Annotated in this window: 11 protein-coding genes and 1 tRNA gene; 1 reads left to right on the forward strand and 11 read right to left on the reverse strand. The window is 65.8% G+C overall.

Features of this window, described 5'->3' with window-relative positions; all coding sequences use genetic code 11:
* Window positions 1-79: 79 nt before the first annotated feature.
* The 5 genes from HD599_RS13745 to HD599_RS13765 form a co-directional block, all read right to left on the reverse strand.
* Window positions 80-1,246 carry a substrate-binding domain-containing protein gene (locus tag HD599_RS13745; RefSeq protein ID WP_184238524.1) on the reverse strand — a complete coding sequence of 389 codons (1,167 nt, stop codon included), beginning with the start codon at window positions 1,244-1,246 and terminating at the stop codon, window positions 80-82.
* A 60-nt stretch (window positions 1,247-1,306) separates the two neighbouring features.
* Window positions 1,307-2,125 carry a sugar phosphate isomerase/epimerase family protein gene (locus tag HD599_RS13750; RefSeq protein WP_184238526.1) on the reverse strand — a complete coding sequence of 273 codons (819 nt, stop codon included), beginning with the start codon at window positions 2,123-2,125 and terminating at the stop codon, window positions 1,307-1,309.
* 126 nt (window positions 2,126-2,251) lie between these two features.
* Window positions 2,252-3,538: a LacI family DNA-binding transcriptional regulator gene (locus tag HD599_RS13755; RefSeq protein WP_343062076.1), complete on the reverse strand. Its 1,287-nt coding sequence runs from the start codon at window positions 3,536-3,538 to the stop codon at window positions 2,252-2,254.
* 319 nt (window positions 3,539-3,857) lie between these two features.
* Window positions 3,858-4,871, reverse strand: coding sequence for a sugar phosphate isomerase/epimerase family protein (locus HD599_RS13760; protein WP_184238528.1), 1,014 nt, complete (start codon window positions 4,869-4,871; stop codon window positions 3,858-3,860).
* The gene (locus HD599_RS13765; RefSeq protein ID WP_221420511.1) at window positions 4,868-5,104 is read right to left on the reverse strand and encodes a hypothetical protein; all 237 of its coding nucleotides are present in this window, start codon (window positions 5,102-5,104) and stop codon (window positions 4,868-4,870) included. Before HD599_RS13765 ends, HD599_RS13760 begins: the two co-directional genes overlap by 4 nt.
* 209 nt (window positions 5,105-5,313) lie before the next feature.
* Here HD599_RS13765 and HD599_RS13770 point away from each other — a divergent pair, with 209 nt between their 5' ends.
* Entirely contained in the window at window positions 5,314-5,751 is a 438-nt protein-coding gene (locus HD599_RS13770; RefSeq protein ID WP_184238530.1) for a tyrosine-type recombinase/integrase, read from the forward strand.
* Between the two features lie 15 nt (window positions 5,752-5,766).
* Here the strand turns inward: HD599_RS13770 and HD599_RS13775 are convergent.
* The 6 genes from HD599_RS13775 to topA all read right to left on the reverse strand — a co-directional run bounded on the left by HD599_RS13775 (window position 5,767) and on the right by topA (window position 12,767).
* A tRNA-Thr gene (locus HD599_RS13775) sits at window positions 5,767-5,842 on the reverse strand.
* Between the two features lie 40 nt (window positions 5,843-5,882).
* Entirely contained in the window at window positions 5,883-6,530 is a 648-nt protein-coding gene (locus HD599_RS13780; RefSeq protein ID WP_184238532.1) for a TetR/AcrR family transcriptional regulator, read from the reverse strand.
* 65 nt (window positions 6,531-6,595) lie between these two features.
* Entirely contained in the window at window positions 6,596-8,029 is a 1,434-nt protein-coding gene (locus HD599_RS13785) for an alpha/beta fold hydrolase (RefSeq protein WP_184238534.1), read from the reverse strand.
* Window positions 8,029-9,195 carry a DNA polymerase III subunit delta' gene (locus HD599_RS13790; protein WP_184238536.1) on the reverse strand — a complete coding sequence of 389 codons (1,167 nt, stop codon included), beginning with the start codon at window positions 9,193-9,195 and terminating at the stop codon, window positions 8,029-8,031. The genes HD599_RS13785 and HD599_RS13790 overlap by 1 nt, the downstream gene beginning before the upstream one ends.
* Before the next feature lie 9 nt (window positions 9,196-9,204).
* Window positions 9,205-9,825 (reverse strand): dTMP kinase, encoded by a 621-nt coding sequence (tmk, locus tag HD599_RS13795; protein WP_184238538.1) that lies wholly within the window; start codon window positions 9,823-9,825, stop codon window positions 9,205-9,207.
* Entirely contained in the window at window positions 9,825-12,767 is a 2,943-nt protein-coding gene (topA, locus tag HD599_RS13800) for a type I DNA topoisomerase (RefSeq protein WP_184238540.1), read from the reverse strand. Before topA ends, tmk begins: the two co-directional genes overlap by 1 nt.
* Window positions 12,768-12,829 lie beyond the last annotated feature (62 nt).

Consider the following 12,829-nt stretch of genomic DNA (forward strand, 5'->3'; position numbering starts at 1 on the left):
TGCTCTCAGTGGTCCTGTAATGGTCTCTATGGGGCGACCGGAGTTGTCGCCCCATAGAGCGGTCCAAGTGACGGGTGGGTCAGTCGGCGTACGCGTCCCGAACCGAGTCGGGCGCCTCGGAGTGATACACGAGCTCCCAAGCCTCGAGCACATTCTCGTGGTCGACCGGAAGCGAACTGAGCGCGACGTAAGCAGGAACGTCCTCGCCGAGGAAGCTCAGTGCCGCAAGGTCGGCCTCGGCAACTCCCTGGTCATACGGGAGTTGGGCTCCGAGCCCTACGACCATTTCATCCCTCGCGAGAGCGATAGCGACGTTGGTTCCGAGGTCTTGGGTGGCGATTTTGATGTCGCTGCGGCCGGTCTCCCGCGCGGCCGCGAGCACGCCTTCCGCTGGCACGTCCCACACCGCCCAGATCCCATCGAGGTCAGCGTTGCGTGTCAGCATTGCGTTGGCGACCCCCTGAGCGTCACCCGCAAAATCTGGCCCCGCGATGCCCTGTTCCTGCACAATCTCGATGTCAGGGAATTCCTCGGTGATCGTCGCGCGGAAGCCGTCGAACCGCTGCTGCGTCACGAAGAAGTCCGCCTCGTGGTAGATGATGCCGATCTGACCGGCGCCACCGATTTCCCGCGCCAGGAGGTACGCCGACGTCACTCCGTTTCCGTAGTTGTCGGCCGACACCATTGAGACGTAATCCTCGCCCGCGACGAAACCTTCTGGAACGTTGTCCATGAAGACGAGCTTCACGCCCTGGTCGACCGCCTTGCGGTAGGCGCTCGCGGTTGCCACGGTGTCGGTGGGGATGGAGACGATGATGTCTGGGTCCTGCGTAAGAACCGTCTCGATCTGCGACACCTGCGTCGCGGGATCGAAGTCTGCATCCGTCGTAGCGATCACCTCGATGCCCAGGCGGTCAAACTCTGCGTTCAACCCCGCGATCTGAGCGTTGGCCCAGTCGTTGCCGCCGTAGTGCATCACGATGGCCGCTGTGAGTCCGAGGCTGGCGACTTCGGCGGCTTGTTCGTCAGTCACCTGCGTGCTGTCGACTGACGATGGCTCCTCGCCATTCGGGCCCGTGCTCAGCACCTGCCCGGTGATCTCTTCCAACGCCGCATCGATCTTCGCGACGACGACGGGATCGATCTCTGCCTGATCGCTCGTTCCTTCACCGGCGGGCGTGCATCCTGCGAGTGCAACCATCCCGAATGCGGCCACCATGATGGCCGCAGCTGCTCTAGTTCTCATCCCTCTTGCTCCTTTGCGAATTGGTATGTCGGCTCGTCAGGTGACGGCCGTGTCTGATGGCTATCTGATGTGCTCCTGCATGTACCGGAGGCTGTGCCTGGCCGCCTCGTTCTGGTCGCCCGGGTACCCATCCAACTCGACCGTGATCCAGTCGTCGTAGCCGGCCCTGGACACCGCGTCGATGATGTCGACGAGCTTGAGGTCTCCATCGCCGAGCGGCAGGAAGCCGTTGGAGGCGAGGTCGAGGTCTTTGAGGTGCACATACACGAGGCGCTCCTGGTACCGATCGATGAAATCAACCGGGTCACCACCGCCTGCGGCGATGTGGGCAACGTCAGCACACACTCCGATCGAGGTGCGGTAGAGGAGCTTGTCGATCTGCTCGGGCGACTGGGCGAGGCTGCCCAGGTGCGGGTGATACGACGCGATCAGTCCCGCATCGGCGGCGCGCCCGGCGACGACGTCGAGCAACTCACCGGCAACCGTGTAGTCCTCGTCGCGTCGGCCGCTAGACCGTATGGCGCCACCCCCGATCACGTAGTGGCGCGCACCGACCGCAGCGGCAAGGCCGATGGATCGGTCGAAACGGGCCAGTTCGTCTTCGTGTGCGTCGGGGTAGATGAACTGCCCTCCGCTGTACACGCCCGCCACCTCGAGGCCGCCGTCGCGCACGATCGATGTAAAGTCGGGGATGGTGTCTTCGAAGGGAAGCAGGTTCCCGTCGAACAGTTCGAGCCCCGTGTACCCGGCCGCGGCGATGGCCTTGACGGTCTCGCGAATGTCGCCGGGCGTCTCATAGAATCCGGAACCCAGATTCGTCACGGCGCCGGAGGTGCCGATAACGCCGCCCCACGCATTCGCTTCATAGGCAAACTTCATGTCCTACCTCCTCGTAGTCACCTCGACGCGTTCCGTGACCGGTCACGGAACTCACTAATCGTGACCGGTCACGGTGCTCGTGTCAAGCTTCGCGGTGAAAGTACCGAAGTTGTCGAGCGATGGCCGTCAGCGGGCGCGGTGTTGGGCGGGCGCGGCGCTCCTGCGCGCTACCAGTGTTGGCTCGCTGGGGGCACGATTCACTTCGCGGCCCTCAATTGCTCCCAAGAGCACTTCAATGCTCGCGTGGGCCAGGGATGCGAAATCTTGCCGCACGGTGGTGAGCGGGGGAAGGAAGAACTCCGAACCTTCGACATCGTCAAACCCGACGACGCTGACATCCTCAGGGACTCGAATTCCGGACTCTGCGAACGCACGGATGAGGCCCAGGGCTGTGTGGTCGCTGGCCGCGAAGATGGCCTGCGGAACGTTGCCCTCTTCGATCAGCTGAAGCGCGGTGTCGTAGGCCGACCGTGGGCTCCAATCGCCCTCCAGACACAGCCCCAGTTCGAGCCCTGCGTCGCGAAGGGCGGCCTCCCAGCCGCTCTTTCGCACGCGCCCGTCGAACCAGTCCATGGACCCGGCAATATGGGCGATGTCGGTGTGGCCGAGATCGATGAGGTGCTGAGTCGCCATGCGAGCCCCAAGCTCCTGGTTTTCGGAGTATGTGAAGAGGTTCGGCGTCGACGAGGCACCAGCGGCGATCATCTCCACGGGAACCCGTATGGTCGCGGCCCTGACGGCTTCGGCCATGGAAAGGAGCGGCGCGATGACGATGATGCCGTCGACCTCTATCCCGTCCAGGGTGTCCAGGCCCTTCGGAATCGAATCCTCGTAGGGTTCCTCGACTGTGACGACGGTGGTGAAGTAGCCCTTCTCCCGTGCAACTTTCTCGAGCGCAAGGAGGGTTCCGACGGGACCGAAGCGCGGTGACCCGTCGGTCAGGATGCCGATCGCCGTGGACCGGCTGGTCGAGAGCGCGGTCGCCGTCCTGCTCCGGCGATACCCCATGTCTTTGATGACCTGCTGGATTCGCTCTCGCGTTGCCGCACTGACGTCTGGGGCGTTGTTCAGCACCCGGGAAACCGTCTGGTACGAGACGCCCGCGGTCTGGGCGACGTCGCTGATGTTCGGTTTGCGCTGCTTGGATGGATGGGCAGACGCCACATTTGCGCCGCTGCCTTGCGCTGATCCCGCCACCGACTCCCCTGCCTCACCGCCACTGACCTCCAGCGGAGGCTCAAGTCGTGACAACTTTACGCGGCCATGCCGTGATGCCGAAGCCCCACACAATTTCGCGGCAGGCGCGGAATCATCTGGAGACGAGACCGAGGGCATCACGAAGGATTCGACGCGCCACAAATCCGCTCGCATGTGCGAAATCTCGAACAAACCGGCGGATCGAACGATCAGCACCAGGCCGCCACCGCGAAAAACACACAGGAACGATAAAACCCTCCCGGGATCACCCGGGAGGGTTTTCGTATTGGACAGTTCTTAGAACGGCCCTTTTTGTCGGGCTGGCAGGCTTTGAACCTGCGACCTTCTGATGTCTTGATCACGTCAAGGATTTGCCATGCCTGAATCGACAACTCGAGCTCGGACGAAGTGCTGGTCACTAGGGTTTTTCCAAAACCAGATTCCTTATGTTGCGATTCTCAATTTTGTTGTCATTGGACAATCTCGACCCCTCTCGATCCCTTCGTTTTCGCGCGTCTTTGTGAGCGGTGAACCGTTACTGCGTCGCGAACGCCGTATCGAAGCGGCTCGTCGGGCGTTCCCATAGCAGGTTGCGGACGAATCGCTGTGCTTCGGCGGCGCCGTGCAGGCGGTCCATCCCTGCGTCTTCCCATTCGACGGAGAAGGGGCCGCTGTAGCCGACGGCGCGGAGGGCGCGGAAGGCGTCCTCCCACGGCACGTCGCCGTGCCCGGTGGAGACGAAGTCCCAGCCGCGGCGGGGGTCTCCCCACGGCAGGTGGGAGCCGAGAACCCCGGCCCGTCCGTCGCCCGGGCGCAGGCGTGTGTCCTTGCAGTCGACGTGGCAGATGCGGTCGCGGAAGTCCCAGATGAATCCGACGACGTCGATGCCCTGCCACATCATGTGCGACGGGTCCCAGTTGACGCCGAACGCGTGACGGTTGCCGACGGCTTCGAGCGAACGGACGAGGGACCAGTGGTCGTAGGCGATTTCCGACGGGTGCACCTCGTGGGCGTACCGGACGCCTTCGTCGTCGAAGACGTCGAATATGGGGTTCCAGCGGGCGGCGAAGTCCTCGTACCCTTCGTCGATCACGCTGTCGGGAACCGGGGGGAATTGGGCGACGTACGGCCAGATCTTCGATCCGGTGAAGCCGGTGACGACGTCGGCGCCGAGACGGCGGGCGACTCGGGCTGCGCGTTTCATGTCCTCGGCAGCGCGTTGCCGGACGCCTTCGGCAACGCCGTCGCCCCAGGTATAGGGGCGGAGGATGGCTTTGTGCCGGAAGTCGATCGGGTCGTCGCAGACGGCTTGGCCCGCCAGATGGTTGGAGATGGCGTAGACCTTGAGCCCGTGCCGGTCGAGGATGTCGAGCCGGCTCTGCACGTAGTCGGGCTCGTCCTCCGCGCGTTTGAGGTCGAGGTGGTCTCCGGATGCGGCGATTTCGAGGCCGTCGTATCCCCAGGATGCGGCGAGGCGGGCGATCTCCTCGAAAGGGAGGTCGGCCCACTGCCCGGTGAATAGCGTCACCGGCGGGGTGTTCTCTGTCATTCGGTTCGTCCTTCTTCTGCGAGCGGGTAGTCGACGTAGGCGAAAGCCGAGCCGTCGGGCGCCCAGCTTGGCACATTGATCGTCCCCTGGCCGCCGTTGAATGCGGCCAGCGTCGTCGGTTCCTGCCACCGGTCGATGGCGACGAGGCGGACCTCGGCGGGCAGGTCGGCGGGGTGCCTTGTAGCGCCCGCCGGGTAGCTGAGGTAGACGACGACGTCGCCGGTCGGTGCCACGTGCGGGAACCAGTAGACCCGTTCGTCGAACGTGAGTTGCTCGAGCTGGAAGGAGGTCTTCGGCGCGAAGTCCTACTACGTCGAATCGAGCGTGCCGCCATACTCCGAGTGGACCCGCGTCGCGACATCGCCTCGACGTCGCAGAAGCGGTCACAAAGCCGAAGGGCGCAATTATCTGGGGCACTCCCAAGAACCATGAGCGTCGATCCGTGCCATATCCGAGTTTTCTCGACGGCGAGCTCGAACTGCTGTGTGCCGACAAGAGTTCAGTTGACACCGTGTTCGCTTCGCCGAACGGTCAGGTCCTCCGCGCGGGCAACTTTCGAAGGAACACGTTCGATGCTGCCGTCGCCAAGCTTCGCGAAAGCTATCCGGAGTTGCCGCTAATCACACCGCATTCCCTGCGGCATACTGCCGCGTCTTTAGCGATTTCATCGGGTGCGTCTGTTTTGTCGATCCGGAGGATGCTGGGTCACTCTTCAGCGGCGATGACGCTCGACGTCTACAGCGATCTATTCGATGACGACTTAGACGCGGTTGCTGACGCGCTCGATCAGCGCGCCCGGAATACGAATGTGGGCAAAATGTGGGCAAACGCACGATCTGCGAAGCAGGCAAGCGATTCGAGCACTGCCGGATCCCTGTGATTGCACGGGTTTTCGTGGAGCCGCCTGTCAGAATCGAACTGACGACCTTCTCATTACGAGTGAGATGCTCTACCGACTGAGCTAAGGCGGCGTGTCAGGTTTCCCTAGGCACAGCAAGCAAGCTTAGCCGATTATTTTGCCGAAGCAGAAACCAGCAGGGTGCCGAGCTGGTCGAACGACGAGCGCACGCGTTCGGAGAGTTCGAGGTGGGTTCCGCCGGTCTCCGCCCAGCTCGACCAGGCGTGCCGCATCGCCGCGAAGGCGACGAGGGTGACGAGGTGCGCGCGCTGCTCGAGGGCAGCCGGGTCGGCGGCGAGCTCCGCATCGTCGTTCGCCAGACGGCGGGTGACGATCTCGCCCAGTTCCTCTTCGAAGTGGCGCATCGTGGCCATTCTCAAAGCGAACAGCTGGGGGTTCTGCTTCATCAGCTCGCGGCGCAGCTGCAACATCTCGAAATCGATGGGGGTGTTGTCGCCGGCGACGGCGATCATCTCGCCGATGCCGGTGAGCAGGTCGGCGTCGGGGCCGGCGTTGACGAAGTCCTCGACGTGCGCCGTGTCGGGCAGCGACGGTGCCTCGCCGATGATGGCCTCCTCTTTCGAGGAGAAGTAATTGAAGAACGTGCGGGGCGACACGTCGGCGATGCGGCTGACCTCGTCGACGGTGACGTTCTCGAGACCGCGGTCACGGACGAGTTCGAGAACCGCCAGCTGGATGGCTCGTCGAGTGGCGAGGCGCTTGCGCTCGCGCAGGCCCAGGTCGGCGACATCCATATTCATGTCAATATTCTTTCACAGTGCGCAAGTTTGCGCGGGTTCGTGGCTATGTTTCAGCTAGCGCCGCGTCAGCACAGAGGGTCGGAGGACGGCACAGCGCCGTCGATGAAGTAGTCGTCGACCGTATCGTCGACGCACGAGTTCGACTTGTTGTAGGCGGTGTGACCCTCGCCCTCGTAGGTGACGAGGTGGCCGCTTTCGAGCTGCACGGCGATCACGGGACGCTCGGTCGACGCCGCGACGGGCCAGCCGAGACACCCGAGGTCGCCGTAGCTCAGCTGCTTGCCGAGCACGGGAGCCGCGGTCGCGAGTTCGGCCGCTTCCTCGCGCATGACCGCGACGTCGCCCTGCGAGGCGTAGTCGAGGCAGTTGATCGCGAGACGCGACTCGAGCGAGTTGTCGATGTAGCTGCCGTCGGGGTTACGGCCGTTGTAGCTGTCGGCCAGGGTGAACGCGATCGATGCGTCGCCCGCCATCACCGAAGCGAAGAGCTGCTGCAAGTACGGCCAGTTGTCCTGGCTGTAGAGCGGCAGCACGATCGCGCTCGTCATTGCGTTGCTGCCGAGCTCGCGCCCGTCGGTGTTGCGGATCGGGCTCACGTCGAGCCGGTCGAGCAGCGCGCGGATCATGGTCATCGAGTCGTCGATGCTGCCGGTGAACGGGCATTCGTCGACGGTCGCGCAGTCGGCCAGGAACGCGCGCATCGCACTCTCGAATCCTTCGGCCTGCGTCAGCGACACGTCGAAGCTGGTGGATGTCGGATCCAACGCTCCGTCGAGCACGAGCCGCCCGGTGTTCTCGGGGTACAGCTCGGCGTAGGTCGCGCCGAGCAGGGTGCCGTACGAGTAGCCGAGGTAATTGAGTTTCTCGTCGCCGAGTACCGCCCGCAGCAGGTCGAGGTCGCGCGCGGCGCTGACGGTGTCGACGTAGCCGAGCAGCTCGCCGGTGTGCTCGAGACACTGCGCCCCGAACGCCGTGTTGGCCGCCTCGGCGGCTGCGATCCACTCGTCGGTCCCCACGACGCCCGGAGTGATGTCGTAGAGGAACGCGTCGAGCTCGGCCGGGTCGTCGTGGCAGGAGACCGCCGACGAGCGGTTTACGCCGCGCGGGTCGAAGCCGACGATGTCGAAGTTCCGTTGAAGAGTGTCGGATGCCGCGTAGTCGACACTCTGCGCGACGAAGTCGTAACCCGATCCGCCCGGTCCGCCGGGGTTCACCAGCACGGAGCCCTTCGGGTCGCCGCCGGTCGCGGCCTGACGGATCAGGGCGAGGTCGATCGAGTCCCGGGACGGGTCTTCCCAGTCGAGGGGCGCGGTGGCGGTTGCGCACTGCATCCCGTCTTCGCACTCGGACCAGGTGAGCACCTGCTCGTAGAACGGCTGCAGGTCGGCGGAGACGTCGCTCGGCACGGGAGTCGACTCGGTCCGCACCGTCGGTCCGGCACAGGCGGCGAGCAGCAGGACGGCCGCGACCGCCGCGGCGACCGTCTTCGCGGCCCGCATCACGCGGTGGCCCCGGTGCGCCGCGCCGAGACGAGCATCGCCTCGAGGGCGAGCGCCGGCGTGACGTTGCTCTCGATACGGCGGCGGGCTGTGGCGATGGCGTCCATGGTGGCGAGGGTCTCCTGGGCGGTCGACTGTTCGCTCGCGGTCACGAGCTTGTTGTAGATGCTGAGGTTGACGAGTTCGGTCTCGACTCCGAGCTGCAAAAGCAGGATGTCGCGGTAGAGCGACAACAGGTCGACCATGACGCGGTCGATGCCGTCGCGCAGGCTGCGCTTCTCTCGGCGCTTCTGGTCTTCTTCGAGGTTCTTCATCTGCGCGCGCAGGGCGGGCGGGATCGTGCCGCCCGGTTCGATGCCGAGGGACCGCAGGGCGCTCGCCCTCTCGTCGGCGTCGCGCTCTTCGGTGAGAGCGCTCGCGTCGGCGCCGGCGATGGCCAACAGTTTGGTCGCGGCGAGCATCGCACCCGAGACGGACCGGATGCCGAGGGCGATGTCGAGCGTCTCGGCCCGACGGGACCGCGCCTCCTCGTTGGTGGCGAGGCGGTGCGCCATGCCGATGTGGCTCTGGGCTTCGCGGGCGGCGCGGGTGGCCGTTGCGTGGTCGACGTCATCTCTGCGGGCAATCAGCTCTGCGACATCCTCGACCGTCGGAATTCGCAGGCGCACCGAACGCACCCGCGAACGGATGGTCGGAAGCAGGTCGGCTTCGCTCGGCGCGCAGAGGATCCACACCGTGCGGGGCGGCGGCTCTTCGAGGGCTTTGAGCAGCGCGTTCGAGCTGCGCTCCATCATGCGGTCGGCGTCTTCGACGACGATCACGCGGTAGCGGCCGACCGACGGTGAGTAGTAGCTGGCGGCGGCGAGCTTGCGCACCTCGTCGACGGTGATGATGATGCGGTCGGTGCTGAGCACCGCGAGGTCGGGGTGGCTACGCGCGGCGACCTGCAGTCGCACCGACTCGTCGCCGTCGACGTTGCCGTCGCTGAGCAGTGCGGTGGCGAAGGCGTAGGCGAGGTTCGAGCGGCCCGAGCCGGGAGGCCCCGTGATGAGCCACGCGTGGGTCATCGAGGAATCGTTGCTGCCGCCGGCGGCGCTGGCCGCGGCCGCGGCCCGGAAGACCGAGATGGCCTCGGACTGGCCGGTTAACTCATCCCAGACTGACATGGGGACAGCCTAAGCGAGCAGTGCGACAACGCGCGTCTGGATGGCGGCCGCGATCGTCTCGATGGGGTCGGTCGCGTCGAGCACGATGAAGCGCCCGGGCTCCGCCTCCGCCAAGGCGAGGAAGGAGTTGCGGACGCGCTCGTGGAAGTCGTTCTTCTCCGCCTCGAGCCGGTCGTACACGTCCCGCGTCGCGGCGATGCGCTCCCGGCCATTCTCGGCGGAAAGGTCGAGCAGCACGGTCAGGTCCGGCAGAAGGCCCTCGGTCGCCCAGAGGGAAATGTCGCGCACCTCGGTGGCGTCGAGTACACGGCCGGCTCCCTGATACGCGACGGACGAGTCGAGGTAGCGGTCCTGGATCACGATGTCGCCACGCTCGATCGCGGGACGCACCTTGGTCGCGATGTTGTGCGCGCGGTCGGCGGCGTAGAGCAGTGCCTCGGCGCGCGGGGCGATGTAGCCGCGGCGGTGCAGGATGATCTCGCGCAGCTCGACGCCGAGGTCGGTGCCGCCGGGCTCGCGCGAGTGCACGACGGTGTGACCCTGGGCGGTGAGCCACTCGGTGAGCAGCGCCGACTGGGTGGACTTACCCGAGCCGTCGCCGCCCTCGAACGTGATGAAGAGACCGGTCACTACTGTGCCGCAGCCTCGGCTGCCGCCTTCTTCGCGGCGGCCGTCTTGGCGCGCGTCGCCGCCGCCTTCGCCTTGGTCGCTTCGGCCTTCGCCGCGGCTTCCGGAGTCAGAGCGGCTTTGGCTGCGGCGGGCTTCTTCGCCGCGGTCTTGGCCGGCGTCTTCTTGGCAGCGGGCTTCTTCGCCGCCGGCTTCTTGGCGGCCGGCTTCTTCTTGACGACGGGGCCCTTGGCGCGCTTGTCGGCGAGCAGCTGGACGGCGCGCTCGTAGTCGACGTCTTCGACGGTCTCGCCGCGCGGGATCGTCGCGTTGGTCGTGCCGTCGGTCACGTAGGCGCCGAAACGGCCGTCCTTGATGCGGATCGGCTTCTCGCTCTCGGGGTCGGGCTTGTCGAACTCCTTGAGCGCGCTCGACGCCGCACGTCCGCCGTACTTGGGCTGGGCGTAGAGCTCGATCGCACCCGCGAGGTCGATCTCGAAGATCTGGTCCTCGCTGGTGAGCGAGCGAGTGTCGGCGCCCTTCTTAAGGTACGGCCCGAACTTGCCGTTCTGCGACGTGATCTCCGCGCCGGTTTCGGGGTCGAGACCGACGACGCGCGGCAGGTCGAGCAGGCGCAGGGCCGTCTCGAGGTCGACGGTCGCGAGGTCCATGGTCTTGAAGATGGATGCCGTGCGCTGCTTGACCGCGACGGTCTTCTTGGCGGCTGGCTTGCGCTTGGGCTTCGCCGCGATGACCTCGCCGGTAGCGGGATCGACGACCTCGGATGCCGCCGCGAGGACTGCTGCCGCGGCATCCGCCTCGGCCTTGGCAGCCGCCTCGGCGGCCACCGCCTCCTCGTCGACCGGGTCGACCTCGGTGATGTACGGGCCGAAACGGCCGTCCTTGGCGACGACGTGCTTGCCGTTGTCGGGGTTCACGCCGATGATGCGGTCGCCGACGACGGGCGCCTCGATGAGCTCGCGGGCCTTGGCGGCGGTGAGCTCGTCAGGTGCGAGTTCGGCGGGGATGTTGACGCGGCGCGGGGTCTCGGGGTCGACGCCGGGAGCCTCGAGGTAGGGGCCGTACTTGCCGATGCGCAGCGTGACGTCGTCGGCGATCTTGATCGAGTTGATCTCGCGGGCGTCGATCTCGCCGAGGTTGTCGATGACGGTGCGCAGGCCGCGGTGTTTCGTGTTTCCGAAGTAGAAGCCGGTGAGCCATTCGACGCGGTCGGCCTCTCCCCCGGCGATGAGGTCGAGGTCGCTCTCCATGCCGGCGGTGAAGTCGTACTCGACCAGGTCGGAGAAGTACTCCTCGAGCAGTCGTACGACGGAGAAGGCGATCCAGTTGGGCACGAGGGCCTGGCCGCGCGGGGTGACGTAGCCGCGGTCGATGATCGTGGAGATGATGGCCGCGTACGTGGAGGGGCGGCCGATGCCGAGTTCCTCGAGCGCCTTGACCAGGCTGGCTTCCGTGTAACGCGGCGGGGCGCTGGTCTCGTGGCCCTTGGCTTCCACCTCGACGAGGGTGAGGGACTGGCCCTCGGTCAGCTGCGGGAGTTTCGCCTCGGCGGGCTCGGCCGCCGCGTTGCGCTCTTCGTCACGGCTCTCCTCGTAGGCGTGCAGGAATCCGCGGAAGGTGATGACGGTACCGCTGGCGACGAACTCGGCGATCGACTTGTCGACGGTGGGGCCGGCCTTGATCGTGACCGTGGCGGTCGATCCCTTGGCGTCGGCCATCTGCGAGGCGACGGTGCGCTTCCAGATGAGCTCGTAGAGCTTGAAGTCGTTGCCGCGGAGCACCGACGACAGCTCGGAGGGCGTGCGGAACGTCTCGCCGGAGGGGCGGATCGCCTCGTGAGCCTCCTGCGCGCTCTTGTTCTTGCCGGCGTAGACGCGCGGCTTGTCGGGGATCGTGTCGGCACCGTAGAGCGCGGCGGCCTGCGTACGGGCGGCGTTGATCGCCTGCGCCGACAGCGTGGCCGAGTCGGTACGCATGTAGGTGATGTAGCCGTTTTCGTACAGGCCCTGGGCGACGCTCATGGTCTGGCGGGCGGAGAAGCGCAGCTTGCGGCCGGCCTCCTGCTGCAGCGTCGACGTGGTGAACGGCGCCGCGGGGCGACGCGTGTACGGCTTCGACTCGACGGAGGCGACGGTGAGCGCGGTCGCCGGGTCGCGCAACTGCGCGGCGAGGGTGGTGGCGCGGGTCTCGTCGAGGGCGACGGCTCCGGACTTTAGTACACCCTTGTCGTCGAAGTCACGGCCCACGGCGATGCGGGCACCGTCGAGTCGGACGAGGCGCGACTCGAACTGCTGCGCGTCGGCGGAAGGGGTGAACTGGGCGATGAGGTCCCAGTAGCTGGCGGCGGTGAACGCGAGGCGTTCGCGCTCACGGTCGACGACGAGACGGGTGGCGGCGGATTGCACGCGGCCGGCGGAGAGGCCGGGACCGACCTTGCGCCAGAGCACGGGCGAGATCTCGTAACCGTAGAGACGGTCGAGAATGCGGCGGGTCTCCTGCGCGTCGACGAGGGCGGTGTCGAGCTCGCGGGTGTTCTCTTTGGCGCGCTCGATCGCTTCTTTGGTGATCTCGTGGAACACCATCCGCTTCACGGGCACCTTGGGCTTGAGCACCTGCAGGAGGTGCCACGCGATGGCCTCGCCTTCGCGGTCCTCATCAGTTGCGAGGTAGAGCTCGTCGGCGCCGGCCAGTGCTTTCTTCAGGTCTGCGACGGTCTTGCGCTTGGCGTCGGATACGACGTAGTACGGCTCGAAGCCGTTGTCGACGTCGACGGAGAACTTGCCGAGCGAGCCCTTCTTCAATTCGGGCGGCAGGTTTTTCGGCTCGATGAGGTCGCGGATATGACCGACAGAGGCCTGGACGATGTATCCGTCTCCCAGGTACTGGGCAATGGTCTTCGCCTTTGCGGGCGACTCGACGACAACGAGCTTCTTCGTGCCAGGCACGTGACTCCTTTATAGGACGTTAGAACGGTGGCTCAATCAGCCCCCATCAGCGACACCATACA

It is taken from the genome of Conyzicola lurida (assembly GCF_014204935.1).
Taxonomy (GTDB): domain Bacteria; phylum Actinomycetota; class Actinomycetes; order Actinomycetales; family Microbacteriaceae; genus Conyzicola; species Conyzicola lurida.